The sequence below is a fragment of the Streptomyces sp. iso_384 genome, from assembly GCF_056172905.1.
The window spans coordinates 4,195,900-4,221,909 of sequence record NZ_JBWBTT010000001.1; the positions used below are offsets into that span (position 1 = coordinate 4,195,900).

Sequence of the window (26,010 nt, forward strand, 5' to 3'; positions counted from 1 at the left end):
GGCGGACCCGTCATCCGCATCGGCAGGGGGTGATCAACAGGGCGGGGCCTCACCTGCTCGGCTCCGGCCTCACGCTCCCTCCCCCGCCCCGCCCCGTACGCCCCCGGCCCAAGGAGAGCTGTTGCACCGCAGAAGGATCATTCAGGGCGCCGCCGCGACGCTGGCGGCGGCCGTCCTGCCGTCCTCCGCCCGGGCGGTGGCGGCCCCACAGGGCCCCACCGACTTCGCGACGGCCCGCTGGGCCCCGGCCGCGCCCGCCAACTACACCGTTCCCGCTCACCCTTCGGAGCGCCGGGTCGACCGGATCGTCATCCATGTCGCCCAGCAGTTGTTCACACCGACCACGGGCATCTTCCGGAGCCCGTCCAAGCAGGTGTCCGCCCACTACGTGGTGCGCTCGGGCGACGGCCATGTCGCCCAGTGCGTACGCGAGAAGGACATCGCCTGGCACGCGGGCAACTGGACCTGGAACACCCGGAGCATCGGCATCGAGCACGAAGGGTGGGTGGACCGCCCGGAGTTCTTCACGGACATCATGTACCTGCGGTCCGCCGGGCTCACCGCGGACATCTGCGAGCGCCACGGCATTCCCAAGGACCGGGAGCACATCGTCGGCCATCACGAGGTCCCGGGCAGCGACCACACCGATCCGGGCGTCCACTGGGACTGGGAGCGCTACCTCCGGCTCGTCACCGCCGCCTGAGGTGCCGCCTCTCCCGTCGCCCCTCCCCTGCCCCCCCGTACTGATGACTCTCCGCACCGAGGTTGTCGCCGAGACCGGCGGCGACGACGATGGGTGGGCACGACGGCCCCTGGACGGGAGGGTGAGTTGACGGATCCCTGGGTGGCCCTGGCGGCGGACACCGATCCCGGCGAACAGAGCGGTGCGCTGCGCCGCGCCCATGACGTGTTCACCTCGGCGGGACGGCTGGAGCGGCCGGTCCGCGCGGTGGTCGGCGCGTCCTGGCGGCGCTCGGTGCGGGCGCGGGTCAGCCCGGACGACGCCCCGGCGGTGGAGCTCGGCCCGGACGAGCTGGGCGCCTACCGGGCCGCGCATCCGCTGGCCCGTGCGATGCCCGTGATCCGCGAGCTGATGGGCGCGTACGCGACGGACGGGGAGCATCTGCTGGCCGTCTGCGACGCCCACGGCCGCCTCCTGTGGGTCGAGGGGCACACCGCGGCGCGGCGACGGGCCGGCCTGATGAACTTCGTGGAGGGCGCCCGCTGGGCCGAATCCGTGGCGGGCACGAACGCGCCGGGTACGGCGATCGCGGTGGACCGCCCGGTGCAGGTCTTCGCGGCCGAGCACTTCCTGCGGCCGGTCCAGCAGTGGACCTGCGCGGCCGCGCCGCTGCACGACCCGCACACGGGCCGGGTGCTGGGGGCCGTGGACATCACGGGCGGCGACCGTCTCGCCCATCCGCACAGTCTGGCGTTCGTCCAGGCGGTGGCCCGGGCCGCCGAGTCGCAGCTCGCGCTGCTGGCCCCGCCGCCGGACGTCGAGGCGGTGCGGCTGGGCGCGCTCGGCCGGGACGAGGCGCTGCTGGTGGCGCGGGGGCGGCGGCTGCGGCTCAGCCGACGGCACAGCGAGATCCTGGTCGCCCTGGCCCGTCGGCCGGAGGGGCTGAGCGGTGACGAGCTGTTGATCGAGCTGTACGAGGACGAGTCGGTGACCCCGGTGACGCTGCGGGCCGAACTCTCCCGGCTCCGTCGGCTGCTGGGGCCCGATCTGCTGGACTCGCGCCCGTACCGGCTGGCCGTTCCGGTGGACGCCGACTTCGACACGGTGACGCGCCGGCTGGCTTCGGGCGCGGTGGCGGCGGCGCTGGACGCGTACGCGGGCCCGTTGCTGCCGGGTTCCCGGGCCCCGTCCGTCGTTCGGCTGCGGCGGCGGATCACGGAGCAGCTGCGGGCCGCGCTGATCGCCCGGGGTGATCCGGGGCTGCTCACCGACTGGGCGTACAGCCCGTGGGGCGAGGAGGACCTGCCGGTGTGGCGCGCGCTGGCCGGGGCGGTTCCGGCGGACCAGCGGGCGGCGTTGCTGGCCCGGGTCCGGAGCCTCGACGCCGAACAGCGCGGCTAGGGCCTGTCGTCAAACTGCCGTCGTCGCCCGGAGGGCGGCTACGCTCCGTCTGTTGCGTGTGATCGCAAGACGCTGGAATGGTCTCGCAGTGAAGCTGCCAGGGCGTCTCGGCAACGCCGCCAGTGCGCCGGACGGCAATTCGACGCGAGGAACAGTTCCGCCAGGTCCGCAGGCCGTGAAGGCCCGCCCAGGTCCTGACAGAAATGCCTGTGCGTCCGGGCTTGGCCTCCCGGTCGCAGACATCCTGGTACAGGCGGCACGCTGAGCATCCTGCGGAGCTCTCCCTTCCGCGGACCGCCGCGCCTACCCTGTCAGGCATGACTACGGGGGATGAACTACTCCTGCTCGCGATAGTCCCGGGAAGACAGCGCATACGCATACGAAGCGACAATCGGCTTCTGTACGCCCTGCGGACCTCGGAGTTGGCGGATCTGTGCCTGGCCGGACGGATCGCCGTCCGGCGCCGACGGATCGAGGTGTTGGACACCCGGCCCGTCGAAGACCGTCGCCTGAGCAATGTCCTGCAAGGTCTCGGCGCACCTACTCCCCCGCCCGGCCTCAAAGACTGGCTGCGCCGGACACCGCGCTCCCTGACCGTCGAGTACCTCTCCCGACTGGAGGACCAGAAGGCGGTCCGTGTCCGTCGGGGGCGCGACTCCAGCGGCCGTACCCGCAACGACATTCTTTCCGTGGACATGCCGCGCCGCCAGGCGCTACTGACCCGCCTCGACAGCGTGGTCCGCTCCGGCTCCGCAAGGTCCGCTGCTGACCGCCACCTCACCCTCGCCGTGCTGGCCCAGGCCGCGGGCCTCGCCCCTGCCGCCTACCCTGGACTGCGCGGCATCACCGACCGCCGACGTATGGCCGCCCTCGCCGCAACGCACCGCCCCACCGCAGCAGCCGCCGGAGCGGTCCCGATCGCCGACGTGGAGCTCGCTCAGGCACTGACCACCGGCGCCGACGTTCTCACCCGCCAGCTCCTCGGCGAGCTCAGTGACCTCTACGCCGACCTCACCACCGGCGGCCACGGTCTTGGCCACGGCTTGGACTCCGGCGGTTGGTCTGAGGGCGCCGCAGGCGGCACCGGCCACCACGGCGACGGGCACGCCGGCTGGTGACTCCGACAGCCGGGAGTCGCACGGCTCCTGACCTTGCCGGGCTCGGTGGAACTCGGTGCGTTAGCCGCGGGGCATCCCCCGCCACCTATCACATGACATAGTGTCAGGGGTTCGTCCACCATTCTTCGCTTGGCGTCGAGCCCACATCAGGAGCGATGCGAGAGCGACTGCTGCCTGGCAGGATTCGGCGGTCTTGTCGTAGCGCGTGGCAATACCGCGCCATTGTTTCAAGCGGTTGAAGCAGCGTTCGGCGACGTTGCGCTGTTCGTAGAGCTGCTTGTCGGAAGGCCGGCGGGCGCCCGCCGCGACAACCTCGGCGGAGCCGGTTTCGAATCTGGTCGGCCCGTTCCGGGACGGTGTGCCCGACACCTCGCTGTCTGAGCCAGACCTGGATGGATTTGGAGCCGTGGCCCCTGTCGCCCAGGACGTGGTCGGGCCGAATTCGCGGCTGTCCCGGCCCAAGGCGGGCACCCGTATCGCGTCCATCACGGCAGTGAACTGGGTGCAGTCGCTGGTGTTCCCGCCAGTGACAGTAGAAGCGAGCGGACGTCCCAGGGCATCGCAAGCCAGGTGGATCTTGCTGGTCAGTCCGCCCCGGAAGCGTCCGAGTGCGGAACTGCCCGCTTTGCGGGCCCCGACGGCGTGCTGCGAGCCCGGACGGCCGTGGAGTCGACCGACACAAGCCAGTCGATGCCCCCGGCCGCGTCCGCCCTCGCCTGGGCGGCCCGGAGCATCCGGTCGAAAGTGCTCTCCAGGGCCCACCGGCGAAACCGGGTGTGCAGCGTGGCCCACGGGCCGTACCGCTCAGGAACGTCCCGCCCTCCCGCCCCTGTGCGGAACTTCCACACTATGCCGTTGAGCACGGTGCGATCATCCAACCGCTTCCGCCCCCGCAGCGACGCGGGCAGTAGAGGCTGGACGAACTCCCACTCGACGCCGGACAGTTCATGGCGCCGTTTCACCCGACCATGATCCACTATGCAAGAGCTTTTGAAGACACTGCCTGGCGGCGGCCGCCTTCCCGTACCGGCCGACGACGCCCGGCGCGCGCCGCCGTGCGGAATGGTCACTCACCCCTGGGACACGGCTCCCTCCTCCCCCGCCCGCCGTTGCAACGCCGTTGCAACGTCGTCGTCCCTAGCCTCGCGCCGAGGGCCGTCCAACGGCGGGCGGCACCGGATCCGGGAGGCCACAGAGATGACCCGTTACGCTGCGCCGGGCACCGAGGGCGCGATCGTCGCGTACGCGTCCCGCTACGACCACTGGATCGGCGGGGAGTACGTGCCGCCGGCCCGGGGGCAGTACTTCGAGAACCCGAGCCCCGTCAACGGCCGCCCGTTCACGGAGATCGCGCGCGGCACGTCCGAGGACGTCGAACTGGCCCTGGACGCCGCCCATGCGGCTGCTCCGGGCTGGGGCGCCACGTCCGCCGGGGACCGGGCCTCGGTGCTGAACAGGATCGCCGACCGGATGGAAGCCCATCTGGAGGAGCTGGCGGTCGCCGAGAGCTGGGAGAACGGCAAGCCGGTACGGGAGACGCTGGCGGCCGACATCCCGCTGGCCATCGACCACTTCCGGTACTTCGCGGGGGCTCTGCGCGCCCAGGAGGGTTCGCTCAGCGAGATCGACGACGACACCGTCGCCTACCACTTCCACGAACCGCTGGGCGTGGTGGGCCAGATCATCCCGTGGAACTTCCCCATCCTGATGGCCACCTGGAAGCTCGCCCCGGCGCTGGCCGCGGGCAACGCGGTGGTCCTCAAGCCGGCCGAGCAGACGCCCGCCTCGATCCACTACTGGCTGAGCCTGGTGGCGGATCTGCTGCCGCCGGGCGTCGTCAACATCGTCAACGGCTTCGGAGCGGAAGCGGGCAAGCCGCTCGCCTCCAGCGCCCGCGTCGCGAAGATCGCCTTCACGGGTGAGACCACGACGGGGCGGCTGATCATGCAGTACGCCTCCGAGAACATCAAGCCGGTGACCCTGGAGCTGGGCGGCAAGTCGCCGAACATCTTCTTCGACGACGTCTCGCGCGCCGACGACGACTTCCTCGACAAGGCCCTCGAAGGGTTCACCATGTTCGCCCTCAACCAGGGCGAGGTGTGTACGTGCCCGTCGCGCGCTCTCATCCAGCGCGGCCACTACAACGCGTTCCTGGAGGCGGGCGTCGCCCGGACGGAGCAGATCGTGCCGGGCCACCCGCTGGACACCGACACGATGATCGGCGCCCAGGCCTCCAACGACCAGCTGCAGAAGATCCTTTCGTATCTGGACATCGGGCAGCAGGAGGGCGCGAAGATCCTCACGGGCGGTCAGCGCATCGAGCACGGCGGCGAGTTGGAGGGCGGCTACTACGTCCAGCCGACGGTCTTCGAGGGCGACAACCGGATGCGTGTCTTCCAGGAGGAGATCTTCGGCCCGGTGGTGGCGGTGACGTCCTTCACCGACTTCGACGACGCCATCAGCACGGCGAACGACACGCTGTACGGGCTGGGAGCCGGGGTCTGGACCCGCGACGTCAACACGGCGTACCGCGCGGGGCGCGGGATCAAGGCGGGCAGGGTCTGGACGAACTGCTACCACGCCTATCCGGCGCATGCCGCATTCGGCGGCTACAAGCAGTCGGGCATCGGCAGGGAGAACCACAAGATGATGCTGGAGCACTACCAGCAGACGAAGAATCTGCTGGTGAGCTACTCGCCGAAGAAGCTCGGGTTCTTCTAGGGGCACGAAAGAAGGCGCCTGACCTGGGGTTTTCCCCGGGTCAGGCGCCTTATTGGAGTGCGCTTCCCCTCCCATAGGGGAAGCGTCGAAATACCCCCCTTCTTCAATTTCGTCCGCCATGTCCCGCAAACCGACACTCGGAGCGCCGCATAGGCCCTCCAGCTCGCCGATCAGCTTCGGCCCCAGCGCCTGCGGGACCGGACCCGACGCACCGGTCGAGTACCGAGTACGCCTAGGGCGCTTCTTTCCGATCATCGGATCGTTGGTTTAGTCGTGCTGTTGGCTGATGCCCAGTGGGCGCGGATAGAGCCGTTGTTGCCTGATCGGACGCCAAGACGAGGCGGGCGGTGGCGTGATCACCGGCAGATGATCGATGCCATCGCCTGGAAGTTCCAGACCGGGTCGCAGTGGGTGCACCTCCCGGCCGAGTACGGTTCGTGGAAGGGCGTTCATACGCGGCTGCGGAACTGGGCCATCGATGGCACATGGGAACGGGTCTTCACTGCGCTTCTCGCGCAGGCCGATGCCGAAGGCGACCTGGACTGGGTAGTCGCGGTGGACTCCACGATCGTGCGCGTGCACCAAGACGGCGCCGGTGCCCGCAAAAAGGGGCTCCGGCTGGCGAACCCGAAGACCACGCGGTTGGACGGTCTCGTGGTGGTCTGACCACGAAGATCCATCTCGCTGCTGACAGCCACTGTCGCCCGTTGGGCTTCGTACTCACGCCCGGCCAGGCCGGAGACGCGCCAGCGTTCGATCACGTGCCATTCGGATGCCTCGCCGGGTTGGCAGGCCCAGGACCAGGCCCTTCATGATGCTGGCGGACAAGGCGTACGTATCAAGAGCCATCCGGGACCACCTGCGGCGGCGCGGAGTGCGGGCCGTGATCCCGCAACCTGCCGACCAGATCGCCAACCGCAAGCGCAGAGGCCGCAGCGGTAGGCACCCACCCGGATTCGACCGCGAGGCATACAAGCAACGCAACACCGTCGAACACCATCAATCGAATCAAGCAAAGGCGCGGTCTGGCCACCCGCTACGAGAAAACCGCCACGGTCTACCGTGCCGGCCCCCTCGTCGCGGCCATCTTCCTCTGGTCCGCCTGATCGCTCACGGCCGGAGGCACTCGCCCTGTGGATCGAAGCAGATGAGCCCATGCTCGCGAGCCAGTGAAGCTGCGTACTCGGAGACCTCCTCAGCCTTGCCGTAAGACATGAGCAGGTACACGATCGGGCCCGATGCCTCATCGATGGCCGGTGGCGACGCCCATACGACACTGCGGTCGATGTCGTCCGGGTATCGCGCGACGAGGGCTTCCACGTACGCCCTGATGTCCGGCACTGGAGGCACGACGACATCGTCCGACTCCAGGTAGCACTCGTAGAGCTCGTCGTAGGTCGAGCCCGCTTGGTGGTTGTCGAGTGGACGGTCGCCGGCCCACACAGCAAGGTCGTAGCTCACCGGCGCATCGTCGCAGGCAACAGTTCTGCCGACGCCAGCAGGACCTTCGATCGAACACCACCAGTGATCCGTAAGAGGCCCCCCAGCCCCTCGGCCCGGTGTGCCAGCGCCTCCACCTGGACATCCGTCGTAGCCGGTCCGGCTCCTGCCTCGGATACCGTGTTCCTCTACGGGGTGCCACAACGGATGTGACGCCCCCTACCGGAGGTAGTCAGCGTATGAGTTCAAAGCGCAGCAAGAGTCCAGCCCTGCCCGTACTTGACGACGCATTCCGACTCGCGTCGGTCAAGGAGGCCGAAGAGTCCACCCGTGACTTGGCCGCGCGGCTGGCCACCACCGAGCTGCGCCGCGTTTCCCACCCGGGGCGGATCACCTGGGAGCCCACCGATCAGGCCGAGCCCGTACCGGTCCCGCCGACTGTGGTCGACGGTGACGGGGACCTGTGGCTGCGGGACCGGGGCACTGGCACCTGGACCATGCCCGAGTTCAACCCGAAGGAGTTCCCGGCCCGCTGTGGCGAGGTTCTGACGTGGAACGAGCTTGCGCGCGAGTTCGGCCCGCTCACCGGACTGGCCGACGACCGCCGCATCGGCAGCGGCCGACGGCGCTGACCGCGCGCAGACCTCTGGGATGAACGCGCCCCTCAAGCGCCCGTTCCGGGTAGCTGGGAGCTGCAGCTCACCGCCGAGCTCGGCGATGGCGGCGAGCAGGTGAGCGTGGTGGCGTGCGACCGCCACGAGCAGCGTGGTGCGGGCCCCTGGCGCCACCCAGTGCTCTCGGTGCGGCCGGCGTCGCTGGGCCAGCCGGGTAGCGGTCGGCCTTCAGTTGCCGTGGTGAGCGCGCGGCCCAGCTCGCCGATCACGCTACGCCCGGACAACCACCAGGGGGTGCTTGAACTGCTACGTCGACGCCTCAGCAGCGCGGTCGGCTGCGGAACACGGACCGCCGTTCTCTAACGCGGCGGCGGTCGGGGGCGATGGCCGGCCACTGGTCGATGACGCTGCCGCCGTCGCGGCCGCAGCCGCCGGGGAGGCCCAGCCGCGCTCAGCGACCATCCGGGACAGGGCGTCAGCGAAGGGCAGCGGCTCGCGGCCGCCGCTGCGCTGGTTGCGGGTGGTCGTGGTCTGGGCGCGCTTGGGCTGGGGTGGGCTCTTCGCGGCGGCCCGGGCGGTCCGGAGGGCGATGCGGGCCAGGTCGGCCCCGCTCGCGGTGGCGGTCTCGTTGATGCCGGGACTCCCGTCCCGCTGCTGAGGAAGGCGGCCATACTGGCGGCCGCGCTCTGATCGGTGAGGTCGTCCAGGCCCAGCTCGGCCTGCCGGGCGGAGTACGCGGCGAGGCCTTCGGCCAGGCCGTCCAGCACGCTGCGCACCAGGTCGGGGCTGGAGGCAGCAAGCGGGCCGGAGGCTTCCTGCTCGTCCCAGCCTTCAGCCACCTCCGCTGCGGCCGACTGATGCTCAGCGGTGGCCTGCTGGGCAAGGCGGGCACAGATGTAGGCGGCTGCGAACAAGAGGGTCACCGAACAGCACAGTCCGCCCAGCACACACCAGAGGCCCGAAGCTGCCAGCCGTCACGAAGGTCGCCCACTCGAACCAGGCATCGCCCTCGAAGGTCGCCGACTCGAACCAGGCCAGGCCCCCGAAGGTCGCTGACCCGAACACAGCATCGCTCTGAAAGGTCGCTTTTGCCGGTCAGGCGCCTTCCGTTCAGCCCACTCGGGGCACAGCCGGGTTGACATGACAAACCGACCTGGGCAGGACGGGGAACGGCGGCCGGGACCAGGTTGCGCTTGCCTCGCCGCCTGCCGGTCACCGGCCGCCGGGCCCTGACGCCCGCTGAATCCCCCGGCTGTCCCGGCCGCTGCCGGGGAGCTCTCCGGGCACCCTGCCCCCTCAAGGCCGCGACTGCCTGCCTTCCTCGAGGACGTGCGCCTCCCTGTGGGCTAGAAGCCGGTCAGGGTGATCTTGCCGATCGCCTTGCCCGACTCCAGGACACGGTGAGCCTCGCGCAGGTTCTCCGCGTTGATCGTGCCGAGGTCGGTCGTGGCCGTGGTGGTGAGGACACCGGCGTCAACCAGGCGGGCGATCTGCTTCAGGATGTGCTGCTGAACGGCCTGGTCCGGGGTCTGGTGCAGCGAACGGGTGAACATGAACTCCCAGTGGTAGGAGATGCTCTTGGACTTCAGCAGCCCGATCTCGATGGGGCCGAAGTCGTCGATCGCGACGATCTGCCCCATGGGCTTGAGCACGTCCGCATAGGCGGCCAGGTTCACGTCTGTACCCGCAGTGCTGAAGACGAAGTCCACACCGTCAGGCGCGACCGCTGCCACCTGAGGGATCAGGGGCTTGCGGTGATCGACCACGTGGGCCACTCCCATACGGCGGGCGAACCGGGCCGTCTCCGGACGCGAGGCGGTGCCGATCACCGTGAGGCTGGTCAGTGCTCGCGCCAGCTGGGCGACCATCGCGCCCACGCCGCCCGCGGCCGCGGTCACCAGCAGCGTGCCGGAGTTCTTCAGGGCGCCGTCATGCAGCCCGAGGCGCTCGAACAGTCCCTCCCAGGCCGTGAGCGAAGTCAGGGGAAGGGCCGCCGCCTCCGCGAACGAGAGAGTCGTGGGCTTGCGGGCGACGATGCGCTCGTCCACCGCGTGAAAGCGGGAGTTGGTCCCGGGCCTGTCGATGGCGCCGGCGTAGAAGACCTCGTCACCCGTCTCGAACGCCGTCACCGCGTCACCGACGGCGACAACGACGCCGGCGGCGTCCCATCCCAGGACCTTGGGCTCGCCACCCGGGTCGCTGTTCTTCCTCACCTTGTAGTCCACCGGGTTGACCGCGACCGCCTCGACCCGCACCAGCAGGTCTCGGGGGCCGGGCTGCGGCACCGGCAGCGTGACATCCACGAGGCTCTCCGCATCGCCCACGGGCAGGCTCTTGCGGTAGGCGACGGCAGGCATGGTGCTGGGGATCTCGGTCATTTCTCGTACTCCTCACTCGGTACCAGCGGGTCTCCGCCACTCCAGCAACGTAACTCCGAGGAGGTAGTAACCTTCAAGGGAGCCTACTTCCCAAAGGGAAGTTACCAGGTGAGCGGCGGAAGGAACCCCATCCCGATGGTGACGACATGCGCAACCGAACGCCACGACCATCACGACGTCTATGCAGCCCAGTGTCCATGCCGTGACGTGCTCGACCTGCTGGCCAACAAGTGGTCGGCCCTCGCGATCGGCGCGATGGAAGAGGGGCCACAGCGGTTCGGCGCCCTGCAGCGCCGACTGGAAGGCATCAGTTCCAAGGTCCTCACCTCCACGCTCCGCCGCCTGGAGAAGAGGGGCTTCGTCGAGAGGACCATCTACCCGGCCGTGCCGCTCCACGTCGAGTACGAGCTCACCGGCTTGGGCCGCAGCGTGGCTCAGCCGCTGGCACAACTGCGGATCTGGGTGGAAGACAACATCGACGAGATCGCCTAGTCCGCGCATTCATACCGCCGTCCGGCTCGGGGTAACGGGGTGAGTGCCGCCAACCCGCCGGGCCCTTCCCGAAGACGCCTTTGCGCCCGTACGCGCCTTCGCACTCCACGGCGCCCGGTGAAGTACCGGGCAGCAGCATGCCGACCCGCCACGACTTCAAGCGGTGGCCTGCCTGCCCCGTCAGGCCCAGCCGTTCATGCGTATGAAACCCCGCCCCCCTTGACAGGGCTCCCCGCCGGCGGAACGGTTGAGAGCGCTCTCACTATGTCATGCACACGAGGAGAACTGATGCGCTCTGCCCGTTGGCTCGCCGGTGCCGTTCCTCTGGGGCTCGTCGGCCTCCTCGCGCTCGGGCAGGCCGCCACCGCCGCCCAACCGGACGACCGGGCCACCGCTCGGCGCGCCCAGGAGACGGACAACGGAGCGGCGAAGACGGCGGCGACCGTGGCTGATCAGCCTTCCGCGCTGGGCCGCTCCCTGGTGGGCGGGGCGGACCCGACCGTCATCAAGGTGGGTGACCTGTACGTATCGGCCAAGGCCGTGGACGGCGGGATCGCGGTGCGCACAGCCGCCACCCCGGAGGCCGTGGCCACCGCCCCCAAGCACCAGGTGTGGCGGGACAGCGCCGGTCTGGGCGAGGTATGGGCGCCGGAGATCGTGCACCACGACGGCCAGTACCGGATCTACTTCGCCGCCGGCCGCGGCGCGGCCCACCGGATGTACCACATCGGCTCCGCCGATCCGACGTCCGGATACTCGGCGGCCGTCAAGGTGTCCCTGCCCGCTGACAAGTGGGCCATCGACGGGGTCCCCTTCACCTACAACGGGCAGCGCTGGTTCGTGTGGTCGGGCTGGTCCGGCGACGCCAACGTCGAGCAGAACCTCTACATCGCCCGGATGAGCAGCCCCACCGCGGCCACCGGCGGCCGGTACGTCATCTCGCAGCCGCGTGAGCCCTGGGAGCGGGTCGTGGGCAACCCGTACATCAACGAGGCGCCCCAGCCGGTCGTCGACCCTTCCGGGCGACTGCACGTCGTCTACTCCGCGAACGGCAGCTGGAGTGACAAGTACTGCATCGCCGACCTGCGGCTGCGGGCGGGCGGCGACCCCACGTACGTCTGGGACTGGTACAAGAGCAACGGCTGCCTCTTCGGCTCGCACGCGCCGTCCATGATGTCCGGCTGGACCCCGACGGTGAACGTCAACGGCCCCGGCCACCACTCGTTCATCCTGCCCCGGGGTGACGTCAACGCCGCTCCGCCGTCCGGAAATCGCTTCCCCACCCTCTACCACGCGGTCGCCAAGGGCACCCCGTACTCCTGGTCCAACCGCTACTGGTACTCCGGCACGGCGGTCTGGTGGAGCAACACCACCTACCGGCGCGCCAACGTTCCCGGGAGCACGACCGACGTGGGCCACAGCCTGAAGTTCTTCGAGTAGACAGGAGCGGGGCGACCGCCCCGCCCGTCGCGGAAGGGAGCCGCCGCTACCCGGGCCGAGGCCGTCGCACCCCGTCCGTGGAATTCCGTACCTCCAGCCGGTGCGGTGCGGTGCGGACTTCGTCCGGCACGGGGCCCTCGGCGCCGGTCCGGGCAGCCAGGCAGTCGACGGCCAACGCGGCGATGACCGCCTTGCCGGGCGGCCACGGAGGTGAGCGAACACGTCGCGTGGAGCGCCTCGTCCGAACCGTCCACGCCCGCCGGCGCCACGTCTTCGGGAACGTCGAGGTCCGCTTCGTACAGCACTCCGCGGGCTCCGAAGGCGAGCACGTCGCTGAAGCGGAAGACAGCGTCGGGCCGGGCGGCCGCGGGCAGTTCGAGCAGCGCGCGCACGGCCGTGAGTCCGCCTGGCGGGTCGAACTCGCCCTTGCCGATCGCCCCGATCCTGCCGCGGCCCAGCGCCACGAGATGCGCGGTGGCCTCGCGGACGGCGGCGACGTCGTCGATCAGCACACTCCCCTCTCGCCGCGTCCGCCGACGACCTGCGCGACGGCTGGGAGATCCCGGCCGCCGACATCGCAGCGGTCGTGACTGGGAAGCCGTTCGGCGGGCCTGCATCGCATCGTTCGGCCGGGGCAACTGGATCTGAACGTGCCTCGCCGGCCGGCCCGCCATCTCGGCCGCCCCATGGACGACAAGGTCAGCGCCTGTCCCTGAAGCCGGGCCCGATCCACGCCGGGCCCGATCCACGCCAGGCCCGATCCGTTAGGCCCCTACTCGCCGCCCCCGGACAGGGCCGCGTCCACCGCCGCCAGGGCGTGCAGCCGGGCCGTGGGGAAGACCGGCACCGGACTGTCCTCGGGACCGACGAGCAGTTCGATCTCCGTGCAGCCGAGGATCACGCCCTCCGCCCCGTCCGCCACCAGACCCCGGATGATCTGCCGGTACGCCTCACGGGATTCGGCGCGCACCTCGCCCAGGCACAGTTCGCCGTAGATCACCTCGTGCACCAGGGCCCGGCCCGCCGCGTCCGGGACGCGTACGTCCAGCCCCCGGTCCCGCAGCCGGCCCCGGTAGAAGTCCTGCTCCATGGTGAACGCCGTGCCGAGCAGGCCCACCTTCCGCATCCCCGCCGCGCGGACCGCGTCCGCCGTGGCGTCGGCGAGGTGCACCAGCGGAACCGAGACGGCCGACGCCACCGCGTCGGCCACCTTGTGCATGGTGTTGGTGCAGATCAGCACCATGTCGGCCCCGGCGCTCTGCACCGCGCGGGCTGCATCGGCCAGAACCTCGCCGGCCTCCTGCCAGCGCCCCTCCGTCTGGAGCCGCTCGATCTCGGCGAAGTCGACCGAGTAGAGCACGCACCGCGCCGAGTGCAGCCCACCCAGCCGGTCCCGGGTGTACTCGTTGATCAGCCGGTAGTACTCCGCCGTCGACTCCCAGCTCATGCCGCCGATGAGCCCGATCGTCCTCACTGCCGCGTCCCTCCTCGGTCCGTCGTTCCGTCATCGTCCCGTGCAATCGTGCGTTTTCCCTTGACGGAACATACCGGGGCGGCAAAGGGTGGCCCTCAACCCGTTGACAACGTTGTCCACCGCGACTTCATCGTACGGCTGTTCCCCCTCAGCCGTCCGACGACCGCCGCGCACACCCCCAGAGGAGAACCACCGTGGGCCCGACCTCCCTTCCCCTCGGCCGCCGTCGGCTGCTCCAGATCCTCGGCGCGTCCGGAGCCGTGACCGCACTGCAGCTGAGCGCGGGTCCGCCGTCGGCGGCCGCGTCCCCGCTCGCCGGGACCGGCGGGAGCGGCGCGGAGGACGATGTCGCCGCCACGTACTACCGGGTGCTGCTGCGGCACACCCGCTGGTCCGAGACGCAGTGGGACGAGGCCCGTGGCATCTATACGGACAAGTTCTTCGGGTTCGCGGTGGTCCTCGGCCACGCCGTCCTGCTGACACGTGGCAGCTACGACGCGGAGCTGGCCGGGGTGGACCGGGACACGCTCAAGCGGCGGACGCTGGCGACGCTGCGGCACTTCGCCGCCTCCAACCGGCTGACCGGCGGCACCCAGTGGGGCCGCACCCTGTTCTTCGACACCACGTTCCAGTCGTACTTCGTGCTGGCCGCCCGGCTGCTCTGGGACGAGCTGGACGCGCGGACCCGCTCCCTGGTGGACACCATCGTCCGGGAGCAGGCCGCGTACACGCATGCCCTGGGCACCGGCGACGACCCGGCCTCCGGGTCCTGGACGCCGAACGGGCTGACGGGCGGCCACGTCGGTGACACCAAGCTGGAGGAGATGGGCATCTACGCCCAGGCACTGGCCCCCGCACTGGCCTGGGCCCCGGACGACCGCCGCCGGGCCTCGTGGGCGGCCGACTACGGCACCTGGTCGCGCAACGAGGCCGGGCTGCCGGAGGCCGACCTGGCCAACCCGGCCCGCGTGGACGGCGTCCCGGTGGCCCGGAACACCGCACGGAACGTCTACGACACGTTCATCGTCGAGAATCACGGCTCCTTCGGCCCGCACTACCAGGCGGAGCTGTGGCGGACCTCGGGGCGGAACGCGGCACACTTCCTGGCCGCCGGGGAGCCGCTGCCCGAGGTGCTGACCCGGCAGCCGAACGCCGCGCCGCTGTGGCGGACCCTGCTGGGGGTGATGTCGGACGCGGGTGAGCCGCTGATGCCGATGGTCAACGACCGCGAGCACCTCTACGGCCGGGATGTCATCCCGCTGGCATTCCTGTCCCGGGTGATGGGCGACCGGGCGGCGGCCCGCGCCGAAGTGGAGCTCGCGGCGCGGCTGGAGGCGTACCAGGCGTATCCGCCGGAGCACCGGCTGGCGAAGTTCTCCGGTGAGCCGAAGTACGAGCCGGAGGCCCGCGCCGAACTGGCCATCAGCTACCTGCTGCACGTGTGGCCCGGGGCGGGCCGGCCGGTCGTGCCGCTGTCGCAGCGGGAGCTGTTCGCGTACGCCTCCGGAGTGACCGATTTCGGGGAGGGGCCCGGCCTGGTCTCGCACCAGTCCCCCGCCGCCTGGGCGGGCGCGGTGTCCAAGCCGAAGTTCGTGAAGTTCGCGTGGCAGCCGGGCCACGACGACTGGCTGTTCCGGATCAGCGGTGCCACACCGATGTTCCTGCCCTCGACCGCCGTGGAGGTCACCGGCCGCTCGGTGCGCACGCACACCCGGCTGCGCGACGGCTTCGACGGGAGCGCGACGCTGCTGCGACTGAAGGAAGGCTTCGCGGGCTTCACCACGCTGCCCACCGGCGCGGTCGTCCACGCCGCCGACGGCCCGGACACCGCGGGCGGCCGGCTGGAGGTGCACAACCTCACCATGCCGGGCGTGGCGGGGCTGGACGGCAGGCGGACCTACCGCTTCGCCGAGGGGTCGGCCACGGTCGCGTCCCGGGACTCCTCCGGCGGCTCGACGGGCCGGGTCGACGAGCTGTCCTTCGACCGTACGACGGTCCGACACCTGCGGGTCCAGGGCGTGACACCCGATCCGGCGTACGGCTACTCGCTGTTCGCCGTGGAGGCCCGGGACGGGTCGGACGGGCCCGACCTCGCACGCGGCGGGGGGGGCCACCGCGTCCTCGTACACGCCGGGCCGGGGACCCGAGCTGGCGGTGGACGGGGACGGCACGACCCGCTGGGCGGTCTCCATCGCCGACCGGCCGCGCCCCGACAGCTGGCTCGCCGTGGACCTCGGGGAGCCCCGCGCCCTGGACCGGGTCACCCTGCGCTGGGAGAGCGCGGCGGGCCGGAGCTACCTGGTGCAGGGCTCGGACGACGGCGAGCGGTGGACGGACCTGGCGAGCGGGCCCGTGCCGGCGCTGCGCAGCGAAGGCGGGTGGCTGGACGTGGACGGCCGCGCGGGCCTGGTCGTACGCGGCGGGCGGGGTCCGCTGGCGGTGTACGGGGACACGGTCGTCCTGGCGGAGGGCGGCGGTACGGGACCGCTGCTCGTGGAGGGCCACTGCGGGGTGTCCGCCGCCGGCCTGCGCGAACTCGCCCGCCGGCCGGTGCCCGCGGCCGGGGACGAGAAGGTGCGGGCGGCGGTGACGGACGGACACCTGAGCCTGTTCAACCTGTCGGACCGGGCGGTGCGCACCCCGGTCGCCCTGGTGCGGGAGGGCCGCCGCCGGGAGGTCTACGAGGGCGAGCAGGTGGTGACCCGGGACGGGCTGCGGTACGAGGCGCGGCTGGAGGCGGCCTCGGCGCTGCTGCTGCCGCCCCGGTTCACGCTGGTCCCCCTGTCGGGGCGGTCGCTGCCGAACGGGCTGCGGGTGGAGGTCGTGGACGCCGCCACGGTGCGGCTGGCCGGACCGGTCTGCCGGGTGCGGGTCGAGGCACAGGGGCACAGCACGGTGGCGGTGGTGCGGCCGGGCCGGGGTACGGAGGTCACGGTGCGCGGAGCACAGGCGTATCCGACGACGGACCTCGCCCTGGGCCGGACCGTCTTCCCGAACGCACCGCTGCCGACGGGGATGTCGGAGCCGTCGGCGGCCGTCGACGGTGACCCGGACACGGTGTGGCGGCCGGGACGCGACGGCCGCCTGGTCGTGGACCTCGGGGCGCGGCGCGCGGTGGGCCGGGTGGAGGCCGAGTGGTCGGCCGGGCGGGTCCCGGGCCTGTCCGTGGAATTCAGTGACGACGGGATCCGCTACCGCCGGGCGGGGGCGCTCACCGGCCATGGCCGGGTGCGAAGTCTGCGGGCGACGGGCTCCCCGCGCTATGTGGCGCTGCGGGTGTCGGGCACCCCGGAGGGGCGCGGTGGTCTCGTACGGCTGTCGGTCCGCTGACGGACCGGGCCCACCGGCACGCTGATCGCATGGGCGGACCGGTGCCACTGGCACGCTGATCACGTGGGCGGACCGGTGCCACTGGCACGTCGGTCGTTACCCCGCGTGGCGGTGGGGCGGGCCGGGGTGCCGAGCAGCCCCAGGCCCACGTACTGGGCGCACTCGGGTCTTTGCCCGCCAGGTCCGCGCGCACGGCGGACCTGGCATGGCGGCCGAGCCCTTGCGGTCGTCGTCACCGTGGATCGTGCCGGATGACTTGGAGGCCTGCGGAACGCAGACTGTCCCCGCCGGCGAACCAGGCGGGGACAGTCATCAGGGCCGATGGCGAATGACCCTGCTGGGCGCGGGAATCAGATGATGCTCACACCGTAGGCACTGAGCGCCTCGGTGACGGGCTGGAAGAACGTGGTGCCGCCGGAGGAGCAGTTGCCGCTGCCGCCGGAGGTGAGGCCGAGTGCGGTGCTCCCGGAGAAGAGCGCGCCGCCGCTGTCGCCGGGCTCGGCGCAGACGTTGGTCTGGATCAGACCGGAGACGATGCCGTCGGCACCGTAGTTGACGGTGGCGTTGAGTCCGGTGACCGAGCCGCCGTGCAGGCCGGTGGTGCTGCCGCTGCGCTGGACGGACTGGCCGACCGAGGGGTTCCCGGCGCCGGTGATCTCCTGGTAGCCGCCGTTGTAGAGGTAGACACGGCCGTCGGCCGCGCCGGGGTCGGAGTGCCGGATGATGCCGTAGTCGTTGCCGGGGAAGCTGGACCCGGTGGTGGTGCCGATGGACCACGAGCTGCCGATGTTGGTGCAGTGGCCGGCGGTCAGGGCGAACTTGGTGCCCGCGCCGTCCTGCACGTTGAAGCCCAGGGAGCACCGGGCTCCGCCGGTGGTGATGGCCTCGCCGCCCGCGATGAGCTTGGAGAACTTACCGGGGGTGTGCTTGACCACGAGGGCGTCGCCGTTCGCGCCGGCCTCGTTCTCGATCTTGGCGATCTCTGCCTTGCTGACCGTGCTGTCGACGGTGACGACGACCTTGCCCGACTCGGCATCGACATACCAGGCGGTGCCGCCGACGTCGGCGGCACGCACGGAGTCGGCCGTCCGGCTGAGCTCGGTGGCGCTGAACGCCTTCGGGGCCGGCTGGGCGGATGCGGTGGCGGCGGGGATGGCAAGCGCCGCGGCGGCGGCGAGGCCGGTTGCCCCGGCGATGAGTCGTGCTCGTCTCGAACTGCCGTGGGGGTGAGAGAGTCGCACTGTAGTCCTCCAGATCGTGGGGGGAACTAGGGGCGTTGGGTCGACGCCCATGACACGTCACCAGGAAGACGATGGGGCTGCCATGTCCCTGACAACGTTGTTCCATGCTGATCAGACCTGCACCCGCGCACAAGCCCCCCGAGGGTGGGGCTGGCCGACAACCAGCCATCCGGCGAGATCCAGACACCGTCAAACGGGTGTATTGGTGGCCTGCTGAGGTACCGGGATGACGGAAAACGATCGGTGGGGACGCGGGACGACCCGCCGGACGGGAACCATCACGGGAACCGCCGACCGGCTCTCCCCGGAAGCCCTCGCCGCCGCCTGGGCAACAGAGCGGCGGGACTTCTCCCATCCGCCGAGGCAGGCCTTCCGACCGGGCGTTCCGTCGGTCGGGCGCCCCGCCCGGCTTCCGATGCCGGAAGCGCGTACGGGCCCGGCAGATTCACCACGATCGCCTCCTGGGTCGACCGGGCGATGACGGCCACGGCCGCCTCGGACGGGTCGGGGTTCTCCTCGCGGTGCGGCACGAAGGGCGGTACGAAGATGTCGTCACCGGGGCCGGTGCGCAGCCGTACCTCCTCGGGCTCGTCGCCCGAGCCGTCCAGAAACACGAACTGCGGCAGTGGTACTGGCATCTGTGCCGCCCGACGGAGGAGGAACCGGCCGAGTCCGAGCCTCCGGGCGCCCCTTCGCGCGCGATGAGCGGCATGCATGTCTCCGCGAAGGCGGACTGGAGCGCGGGCCCCTCCTGGAGCTCGCCCGTGAACCTGGCCGTCCGCTCACCTTCGAAGCCATCGCCTCCTCGCAGGAGATTCCCTTCCGGTTGGCCCACGGCCGCGACCCCGAGCACATCAAGGTCCTCATCCACGGCGGACCGATCGTCGCAGCCACCGGCGAGGCGGCCCGGCGGCGCGAGCGGGAGACCTTCGAGGAGGACGACGACTTCGAGCGCAACCTCGCCCTCCTCGGCCACTCGTCCGGCGCGCACGACTTCAGCGTCCACGACCTGGACGCCCCCTTCCCCGAGGTCGCCCACCTCGCCGAGAAGGGCGGCCGCACCGGAGCCGCGAAGATCATCGAGCAGGCCCGCGAGGAGAAGCTGACGCTGCGCCGGGTGGCCGAGGGCGCGAAGGCGTTCCGGCGCCCACTCGGGGCTGCTCGACGCAGCTCGACCTGCTGCCGCAGTACGCGCTGACCGGCAAGGCCGTGCTGCCGCTCGCCACCGGCGGCAGCACGGCCCATGTGCTCGCCATCGACTGCGCGTTGCGCCCGGTGCTCACCTCGATGGACGCGGCCCACGTCGTACCGGGCTGGTTCACGCTCGGCAAGGACATCACCGTCGGCGAGGACGGGGCCGTGAGCCTCGCGGCAGGCGCGGCGTCGAAGGCGCTCGCCGAGGTCACCGACCGGTTCTCCGCCGTTCTCCGGGACCGCACGGCGGTACTGGCACCGAGCGCCTGAACCACGGCGGACGGACGGGGGCCCACTCGCGCACCGGGCCGGAGGACGTGGTCAGCGCAGTCCGGCGAAGAGATCGTTCTCGGGTACGGGCGCGCCGGTGGTGTCCCTGACCCGGACGAAGGTTTCCATGCCCATGAACGCGCCGAACCTCTCCTTGCCCATCTTGAGGAAGAAGATGTTCTCGCCCTGGCTGGCGTGCGCGGCCAGCGCGTCGAACTTCCGGCCGCTGAAGGCGGTGGTGTCCACCCAGGTCGTGATCTCGTCGTCCGGGAGCCCAATCCCGGCCAGCGCGGCGGCCTCGGCGGGGTCCGGCTCCGGCAGGTCCCCGCCGAACTCCCGCATGGCCTCGCCGAAGCGCTGCATCATCGAGCGCGGCGCCGTCGTCCAGTACACCTTCGGTGTCAGTCCGGTCAGCTCCAGTGCCGCCATCGTGATGCGGTTGGCCTGGATGTGGTCGGGATGGCCGTAGAAGCCGTTCTCGTCATAGGTGACGACGACATCAGGTCGGTAGTGGCGCATGAGTTCGGCCAGCCGCGCGGCGCCCTCCTCCACGGGGGTCTGCCAGAAGGAGCCGGGGGCGTCGTTGCCGGGCCAGCCCGTCATCCCGGAGTCGGCGTAGTCCAGCATCTCCAGGTCGCCGATCCCGAGGACCTCGCAGCTCGCCTCCAGCTCCTTGCGCCGCATGCGGGCGACGGCCGCCGGATCGTGCCCGGGCTCGCCCGGCTTCACACCTCCCGGACCGTCACCGCAACCACCGTCGGTACAGGTCACCAGCACCGTGCGGATGCCTTCCGCCGCGTACTGCGCCAGGACCCCTCCGGTGCTGGTGGCCTCGTCGTCCGGGTGGGCGTGCACTGCCATGAGGGTCAACGGCCGGTCAGTCATGACACAGTCCTCCGTGGAAATACGTCGTGGTCCGAGTGCGCGGCAGCCGTACCGCGAGCGCGGGCCCGGACGGCGGCGGGTCGAAGGCACTGTCGGCAAGGAGCGGCGTCATACCTGTGACCCTAAGTCGTCGCGTGCCGGGCCCTCCGCCCGGCCGGGTCAGGGAGACCGTCGGCCGGATCGGCGCACGGGACGGGAGGAGCCTTCTTCTCGGACATGGACGGATACCCGAGCGCCGTTCACCTCGGCTGTTCCGTGTACGCGGAAGTGTCGCCGCAGGGTGGCTTCCTTCGCTTCCTCCTGGGGGTTGCCCGGTGCGTGCACCCCCACTGCCCGCACCACGATGATCCGGTCGAACTCCCTCATGCGTGCCGCGATCTCGGGGGCGGCGAGCTCGACACCTGCGAGCGTGTTCGATGCCACGGGGTCCTGTGCCAGGGCGAGATCCACCAGGAGGCGGGTGTCCTCGGGGACGGCGGCGGTCAGCATCCGTTGCCGGCCGGAGAGATAGAGCAGGCCGTCGCCGGGCCGGCCTGCTTCGCGGACGGCGGCGCCGACGGCGGTGGCGTCGTTGCTCCGGCTCTGGGGAGTCCGCAGTGAAAGGCTCACCGGTACGAGCGCGACCAGGGCCGCGACCGCCGCGACGTACACGGTCGGGGACCAGCACGGCAGTCGGCGGACGTGGTCCAGCCAGGCGCCCAGCAACAGGGCGATCCCGATGTTGCTGAAAAGGACGTACCGGTCGACGAAGAGCGGCTTGACCAGCGAGGCGGTCAGCAGCAGAACACCCGGAAGCACGAGCATCGGCACGGCCAGCGCGGCAACGCTCACGGGGCCCTGACTGCGCGGCGACGCTCGCGCGCACGCCACCCCGACGACCATCGCGACCAGCAGGTGGTCGGGGCGCACCGGTCCGCCGATCCAGGACACCTGCTCCGACTGCCCCGCGCTGACGACTGCCAGCGGCAGCAGTCCGATCACCACACCGGCAGCGGTGACACTCCACGCCCTCAGCACCCCTTTCGGAGGGCGGGAGACGATCAGCGTGACGCCGTGTGCGGCCAGGGCCAGGACCGCGAACTCGTGGAGCAGGCACGCCAGGAGCATGGTGAAGCCGTACACCGCCCACCACCACCGGGCGCGCCGCGGAACGTCGACCGCCAGGACATAGGTCGCCCAGGCGATCAGTGCGCACACCATCGCGTAGGACCGGCCCTCCTGCGCGTATTTCTGCACCTGGGGAAGGAGCGGGAACACCAGCCCGGCCAGCGTTCCGACGCGGGGCCCCGCCAGGCGCAGCCCGAGAAGTCCGACTCCGCTCGCCGCGGCGGACATGGCCAGCACGGACGGCAGCCGCAGGGACAGCAGGCCGGAACCGAACAGGTCGAAGATCACCCGCATCACGGCGTAGTACAGGGCGTGGACCAGGTCGACGTGCTGGGCCGTGCTCCAGATCTGGGACAGCTCGCGGTGTGCGAGCTGGTAGGTGACGGCCTCGTCACCCCACATCGTGTTCTGTCTGCGGACACCCCACGCGCCGAGGGCGGCGGTCAGTGTCGCGGGGGCGATGACGACCAGGGCCTTGGCCGGGGTGGAGGGCGCCCTGGCGGTGGGCGGCCGGGACGGAACCGTCCGGGTGGTGGCGACGGCGGGGGCACGTACATCGAGGGACATCGTCGGCGGGACCTTTCGGCGGCGTGGACACGTCGCCAGCGTGCCCGGGCCCGGTTGACCGGTTGCTGACCCGACCTGACCGGCCGATCAGGAACCGCTGCCGGCCCTGTGCGAGGCTGCACGGCATGCGCATCCTGGTGGTCGAAGACGAGGTGGACCTTGCCCGGACCCTGCACACCGGTCTGACCGCCGAGGGCTACAGCGTCGATCTCGCCCATGACGGCCGGCACGGGCTGTGGATGGCCAGGAGCGGCGAGTACGCCGTGGTCGTCCTGGACCTGATGCTGCCCGGCCTCAACGGCTACAAGGTCTGCGCCCAGCTGCGCCGCGAGGGCAACGCGACCCCGATCCTGGTGCTCACCGCCAAGGACGGGGAGTGGGACCAGGCGGAGGCCCTGGACACGGGTGCCGATGACTTCCTGGCCAAGCCCTTCTCGTACCCGGTGCTGGTCGCACGGCTGCGGGCCCTGGTCAGGCGAGCCGCCTCCGTCGCCCCGCCCGTCCTCGCCGTGGGCGACCTCTCGCTGGATGTCGCCGCCCGGGTCTGCCGCCGGGCCGGGGCGCGGGTGGACCTCACCCCCAGGGAGTTCTCCGTACTGGAGCTGCTGGCCCGCCGGGCGGGCCAGGCGGTCTCCAAAGCGGATCTGCTGTATCACGCGTGGCCCGATGACGCCCTGGACCCGAATCTGGTGGAGGCGCGCGTCAGCGTTCTGCGCAAGAAGGTGGACGCCGCGTTCCGCCGGCAGTCCCTGCAGACCGTGCGAGGCATCGGCTACCGTCTGGTCGACGACCGTGAACACGGCTGAGCCGCGACGCCGCTGGTGGCCCCGGTCGGTGCGCGCCCGTACCGCCCTGGTCGTCGCCTCGACCGCCGCCGTCATCCTGGTCGCCATCGGCTGGTGGCTGCACCACGACGTCTACCGCCAGAGCACGCAGATCGCCCAGGACCAGTCTCGCGACCCGCTCCTCGCTCTCGCCGACCAACTGCGTGAAGGCGTTGTTCCCAGCCGTAGAAGCGCCGTTCCGTACGAGGTCGTCGCGACCGGCCGCAGCACGGCTGTCGCCTCCGGTGGAGGAATGGACGTCTTCGCCCCGGGCGCCCGCCCTGTGCTGCCCGCCCCGCCCACGCTCTCCGAACCTGCTGACACCGGTCCGGGCTGGTACTACACGACGATCGACATGCGTATTCCGGAGCGCCACGACGACGAACCGGCGGGCAGCTTCGACATGGCCGGCCGCACCTACCCGGTTCTCTTCACCGACATCTGGGCCGGTGAACTGGACAGCGCCGAGGCCGCCGCCCTGGGAGTCGGCGCGGATGCCACACTGCGGGTCCATGTGGTGGTACTCCCCCACACGGCCGAGGCGATCACCGACAACATGGACCTCCTGCTGCTGCGGGCCGGACTGGTCAGCCTCGTGCTGATCTCCGCCGTCACCTACTTCACCGTACGCGTCGCGCTGCGGCCGGTCGAAGCGATCCGCGTCATCACCGCCTCGGTCACCGCGAACGACCCCAGAGAGCGCGTCACCGTGCCCGCCACGGGGCACGAGATCGCCGCCCTGGCCACCACCATCAACACCACCCTGCAACGCCTCGACGAGGCCGCCGCCCGGCAAAGACGCTTCGTCGCGGACGCCGCACACGAACTGCGCAGCCCTCTCACCACCCTGCTGGCCAGTCTGGAAGTGGCGCTCGCCTATCCGGAACGCACCGACTGGCCCAGGGCGGTCGCCACCGCCGCACGACAGACCGGACGCCTTCAGACCCTCGCCGAGGATCTGCTGCTCCTCGCCCGCCTCGACGCCCACGCACCGACGACCGACAGCGGTCCCCCCATCGACCTGGCCGCCCTCGTCTCCCGGCTCGTCGAGGAGTACGAACCGCCGGACCGACCGGTGACGCTCACCGCGGACGGCACCGCGACCGCATACGTGCACGGCAGCCCCGACGACTACGAGCGGCTGCTGCGCAACCTCGTCGACAACGCCGCGCGCCACGCCGCGAGTCGCGTCCGGGTCACCGTCCGGAACCAGGACGAGCAGGTCGTCCTGTCCGTGCACGACGACGGGCCGGGCGTGCCCGCCGAGGACGCCGAGCGCATCTTCGAACGCTTCGTCCGTCGTGACGACGCCCGCTCCCGTGACCATGGGGGCACCGGCCTGGGCCTCGCCATCGCCCGCGAACTCGCCCATCGCCACCGGGGCACCCTCGACCTCGTCCCCTCGGACCGCGGAGCGTGCTTCCGGCTACGCCTTCCGGCCCACCGGCGGCCGGACTCCCCCGTGGACACCGGTCCTGGGACGACCGGATACAGTGCGCCAGACGTGAGCCCGGCCGAGGAGGGGACAGGCGAACGGTGACCGACACAAGCGACACTCAGCCCGCCGAGGGGGAAGCGGACGCGTCGCGGCAGAACCGACTGCGCCGCCTGATGCGCTACATCCCCCTGATCGCCCCCGTCCTGCTCTGGACCGTGCCCTGCTGGGTGCTCCTGTGCGGCGGCCAGCACTGGCCGACGGCCGTCACCCTGGCCGGCACCGCTTTGTTCGTCCTCGGCCTTGTCGGCATGCCGCTCGCGATGGCGCGCGGCCACGGCCGGCGTCAGCAGGACGCGGCGGCGATCATCGGTGACACCCTGCTGGGCGCCGTCTGGACGCTGTTCACCTGGTCCGTTCTGCTCGGGGTCCTCCTGCGGCTCGTCCTGACCGTGGCCGGAGTCGGCGAGAGCCAGGACCGGGCCCGCATCGTCACCTGGGCCGTCCTCGGTGTGTCCGCCGCCCTGCTCGCCTGGGGGTACGCCGAGGCCCGCCGCGTACCACGTGTGCGCCGACTCGATGTGCGACTCCCGCGCCTGGGCGCCGGGTTGGACGGCCTCCGCGTCGTCCTGATCACCGACACCCACTACGGCCCGCTCGATCGGGCTCGGTGGTCGGCGCGGGTGTGCGAGACGGTGAACACGCTGGAAGCCGACCTGGTCTGCCACACCGGCGACATCGCGGACGGCACGGCCGAACGCCGCCGCGCCCAGGCCGTCCCGCTCGGCACCGTGCGGGCCACCCGGGCCCGTGTGTACGTCACCGGCAACCACGAGTACTACAGCGAGGCCCAGGGCTGGGTCGATCTGATGGGCGAGCTGGGCTGGGAGCCGCTGCGCAACCGGCATCTGCTGCTCGAACGCGGAGGCGACACCCTGGTGGTCGCCGGCGTCGACGACGTCACCGCCGAGTCCTCCGGTCTGGCAGGCCATGGCGCCCACCTCGCCGGGGCCCTGAGCGGCGCCGACCCCGACCTGCCCGTACTGCTCCTGGCGCACCAGCCCAAGTTCGTCGACCGGGCGGCAGCCGACGGCATCGACCTCCAGCTGTCCGGTCATACCCACGGCGGCCAGATCTGGCCCTTCCATCACCTGGTCCGCATCGACCAGCCTGCCCTTGCCGGCCTCAGCCGCCACGGGGCCCGCACCCTCCTCTACACCAGTCGCGGCACCGGCTTCTGGGGCCCGCCGTTCCGTGTCTTCGCCCCCAGCGAGATCACCCTGCTCGTGCTGCGCTCGCCCCATCCGCCCGCCGCGCCGTGACTTCGGGCGGGACCGGCACCTCCGCTCGGCTGATCCGGGAGTGTCGCGGAGGGTCCGACCCGGTTGCGTCCGGCG

The 26,010-nt window shown here is 71.2% G+C and carries 19 protein-coding genes and 7 pseudogenes; 16 read left to right on the forward strand and 10 right to left on the reverse strand.

Annotation, left to right across the window (positions count from 1 at the left end):
* Positions 1 to 121 precede the first annotated feature (121 nt).
* From AC0VY3_RS18730 to AC0VY3_RS18740, 3 genes are all read left to right on the forward strand, one after another.
* The gene (locus tag AC0VY3_RS18730) at positions 122 to 703 is read left to right on the forward strand and encodes an N-acetylmuramoyl-L-alanine amidase (protein WP_103508467.1); all 582 of its coding nucleotides are present in this window, start codon (positions 122 to 124) and stop codon (positions 701 to 703) included.
* Positions 704 to 829: 126 nt separating this feature from the next.
* Positions 830 to 2,083, forward strand: coding sequence for a GAF domain-containing protein (locus tag AC0VY3_RS18735; protein ID WP_103508468.1), 1,254 nt, complete (start codon positions 830 to 832; stop codon positions 2,081 to 2,083).
* Positions 2,084 to 2,400: 317 nt separating this feature from the next.
* The gene (locus AC0VY3_RS18740; protein ID WP_475550093.1) at positions 2,401 to 3,201 is read left to right on the forward strand and encodes a GOLPH3/VPS74 family protein; all 801 of its coding nucleotides are present in this window, start codon (positions 2,401 to 2,403) and stop codon (positions 3,199 to 3,201) included.
* 60 nt (positions 3,202 to 3,261) lie between these two features.
* Here the strand turns inward: AC0VY3_RS18740 and AC0VY3_RS18745 are convergent.
* Positions 3,262 to 4,163: pseudogene (locus AC0VY3_RS18745) on the reverse strand (IS5 family transposase).
* 235 nt (positions 4,164 to 4,398) lie between these two features.
* Between AC0VY3_RS18745 and exaC the strand changes: the two are divergent.
* Together exaC and AC0VY3_RS18755 are read left to right on the forward strand one after the other, a co-directional pair.
* A complete protein-coding gene (gene exaC, locus AC0VY3_RS18750) occupies positions 4,399 to 5,922 on the forward strand; it encodes an acetaldehyde dehydrogenase ExaC (protein ID WP_242735241.1) in 1,524 nt (507 codons plus the stop codon).
* Between the two features lie 273 nt (positions 5,923 to 6,195).
* Positions 6,196 to 7,028: pseudogene (locus AC0VY3_RS18755) on the forward strand (IS5 family transposase).
* 4 nt (positions 7,029 to 7,032) lie between these two features.
* On the opposite strand, the gene AC0VY3_RS18760 reads toward AC0VY3_RS18755, so the two are convergent.
* On the reverse strand, positions 7,033 to 7,383 hold the full coding sequence (locus AC0VY3_RS18760; protein ID WP_103508471.1) for a hypothetical protein: 351 nt from the start codon (positions 7,381 to 7,383) through the stop codon (positions 7,033 to 7,035).
* A gap of 218 nt (positions 7,384 to 7,601) precedes the next feature.
* Here AC0VY3_RS18760 and AC0VY3_RS18765 point away from each other — a divergent pair, with 218 nt between their 5' ends.
* On the forward strand, positions 7,602 to 7,994 hold the full coding sequence (locus AC0VY3_RS18765; RefSeq protein WP_103508472.1) for a hypothetical protein: 393 nt from the start codon (positions 7,602 to 7,604) through the stop codon (positions 7,992 to 7,994).
* A gap of 843 nt (positions 7,995 to 8,837) precedes the next feature.
* Here the strand turns inward: AC0VY3_RS18765 and AC0VY3_RS18770 are convergent.
* Entirely contained in the window at positions 8,838 to 9,041 is a 204-nt protein-coding gene (locus tag AC0VY3_RS18770; RefSeq protein WP_475550094.1) for a pentapeptide repeat-containing protein, read from the reverse strand.
* Positions 9,042 to 9,322: 281 nt separating this feature from the next.
* Positions 9,323 to 10,354, reverse strand: a complete 1,032-nt coding sequence (locus AC0VY3_RS18775) for a zinc-binding alcohol dehydrogenase family protein (protein WP_475550095.1) — start codon at positions 10,352 to 10,354, stop codon at positions 9,323 to 9,325.
* 135 nt (positions 10,355 to 10,489) lie between these two features.
* On the opposite strand from AC0VY3_RS18775, the gene AC0VY3_RS18780 reads away from it, so the two are divergent.
* Both AC0VY3_RS18780 and AC0VY3_RS18785 read left to right on the forward strand, forming a co-directional pair.
* Positions 10,490 to 10,846 carry a winged helix-turn-helix transcriptional regulator gene (locus tag AC0VY3_RS18780; RefSeq protein ID WP_475550096.1) on the forward strand — a complete coding sequence of 119 codons (357 nt, stop codon included), beginning with the start codon at positions 10,490 to 10,492 and terminating at the stop codon, positions 10,844 to 10,846.
* 480 nt (positions 10,847 to 11,326) lie between these two features.
* Positions 11,327 to 12,286, forward strand: coding sequence for a glycoside hydrolase family 43 protein (locus AC0VY3_RS18785; RefSeq protein ID WP_475551702.1), 960 nt, complete (start codon positions 11,327 to 11,329; stop codon positions 12,284 to 12,286).
* Here AC0VY3_RS18785 and AC0VY3_RS18790 read toward each other — a convergent pair.
* On the reverse strand, positions 12,220 to 12,615 hold the full coding sequence (locus tag AC0VY3_RS18790) for a hypothetical protein (protein WP_475551703.1): 396 nt from the start codon (positions 12,613 to 12,615) through the stop codon (positions 12,220 to 12,222). The two genes, AC0VY3_RS18785 and AC0VY3_RS18790, sit on opposite strands and share 67 nt — an antisense overlap.
* Here AC0VY3_RS18790 and AC0VY3_RS18795 point away from each other — a divergent pair.
* Positions 12,514 to 12,876: a hypothetical protein gene (locus AC0VY3_RS18795; protein ID WP_475551798.1), complete on the forward strand. Its 363-nt coding sequence runs from the start codon at positions 12,514 to 12,516 to the stop codon at positions 12,874 to 12,876. The genes AC0VY3_RS18790 and AC0VY3_RS18795 overlap by 102 nt on opposite strands.
* 182 nt (positions 12,877 to 13,058) lie before the next feature.
* Here AC0VY3_RS18795 and AC0VY3_RS18800 read toward each other — a convergent pair whose 3' ends face one another.
* Positions 13,059 to 13,760, reverse strand: a complete 702-nt coding sequence (locus AC0VY3_RS18800) for an aspartate/glutamate racemase family protein (RefSeq protein WP_475550097.1) — start codon at positions 13,758 to 13,760, stop codon at positions 13,059 to 13,061.
* A gap of 194 nt (positions 13,761 to 13,954) precedes the next feature.
* Between AC0VY3_RS18800 and AC0VY3_RS18805 the strand changes: the two are divergent.
* A pseudogene (locus tag AC0VY3_RS18805) lies at positions 13,955 to 17,090 on the forward strand (discoidin domain-containing protein).
* 350 nt (positions 17,091 to 17,440) lie between these two features.
* Here the strand turns inward: AC0VY3_RS18805 and AC0VY3_RS18810 are convergent.
* Positions 17,441 to 18,331: a S1 family peptidase gene (locus AC0VY3_RS18810; RefSeq protein ID WP_475550098.1), complete on the reverse strand. Its 891-nt coding sequence runs from the start codon at positions 18,329 to 18,331 to the stop codon at positions 17,441 to 17,443.
* Between the two features lie 407 nt (positions 18,332 to 18,738).
* A pseudogene (locus AC0VY3_RS18815) lies at positions 18,739 to 18,954 on the reverse strand (cupin domain-containing protein); the annotation flags it as partial.
* An 87-nt stretch (positions 18,955 to 19,041) separates the two neighbouring features.
* On the opposite strand from AC0VY3_RS18815, the pseudogene AC0VY3_RS18820 reads away from it, so the two are divergent.
* The 3 pseudogenes from AC0VY3_RS18820 to AC0VY3_RS18830 all read left to right on the forward strand — a co-directional run.
* Positions 19,042 to 19,157 (forward strand): annotated as a pseudogene (locus AC0VY3_RS18820) (transcriptional regulator); the annotation flags it as partial.
* Between the two features lie 3 nt (positions 19,158 to 19,160).
* A pseudogene (locus AC0VY3_RS18825) lies at positions 19,161 to 19,475 on the forward strand (LLM class flavin-dependent oxidoreductase); the annotation flags it as partial.
* 1 nt (position 19,476) lies between these two features.
* Positions 19,477 to 19,795, forward strand: a pseudogene (locus AC0VY3_RS18830) (NAD(P)H-dependent oxidoreductase); the annotation flags it as partial.
* Between the two features lie 51 nt (positions 19,796 to 19,846).
* On the opposite strand, the gene AC0VY3_RS18835 reads toward AC0VY3_RS18830, so the two are convergent.
* Both AC0VY3_RS18835 and AC0VY3_RS18840 read right to left on the reverse strand, forming a co-directional pair.
* Complete coding sequence (locus AC0VY3_RS18835) at positions 19,847 to 20,680, reverse strand: PIG-L family deacetylase (protein WP_103508482.1); 834 nt, start codon at positions 20,678 to 20,680, stop codon at positions 19,847 to 19,849.
* 159 nt (positions 20,681 to 20,839) lie between these two features.
* Positions 20,840 to 22,354 (reverse strand): glycosyltransferase family 39 protein, encoded by a 1,515-nt coding sequence (locus AC0VY3_RS18840; protein ID WP_475550099.1) that lies wholly within the window; start codon positions 22,352 to 22,354, stop codon positions 20,840 to 20,842.
* A 125-nt stretch (positions 22,355 to 22,479) separates the two neighbouring features.
* Between AC0VY3_RS18840 and AC0VY3_RS18845 the strand changes: the two genes are divergently transcribed.
* The 3 genes from AC0VY3_RS18845 to AC0VY3_RS18855 are packed head-to-tail and all read left to right on the forward strand — an operon-like array spanning position 22,480 to position 25,935.
* Positions 22,480 to 23,160 (forward strand): response regulator transcription factor, encoded by a 681-nt coding sequence (locus tag AC0VY3_RS18845; protein ID WP_103508484.1) that lies wholly within the window; start codon positions 22,480 to 22,482, stop codon positions 23,158 to 23,160.
* Positions 23,147 to 24,718: a sensor histidine kinase gene (locus AC0VY3_RS18850; RefSeq protein WP_475550100.1), complete on the forward strand. Its 1,572-nt coding sequence runs from the start codon at positions 23,147 to 23,149 to the stop codon at positions 24,716 to 24,718. The genes AC0VY3_RS18845 and AC0VY3_RS18850 overlap by 14 nt, the downstream gene beginning before the upstream one ends.
* Positions 24,715 to 25,935, forward strand: a complete 1,221-nt coding sequence (locus tag AC0VY3_RS18855; protein ID WP_475550101.1) for a metallophosphoesterase — start codon at positions 24,715 to 24,717, stop codon at positions 25,933 to 25,935. The genes AC0VY3_RS18850 and AC0VY3_RS18855 overlap by 4 nt, the downstream gene beginning before the upstream one ends.
* Positions 25,936 to 26,010 lie beyond the last annotated feature (75 nt).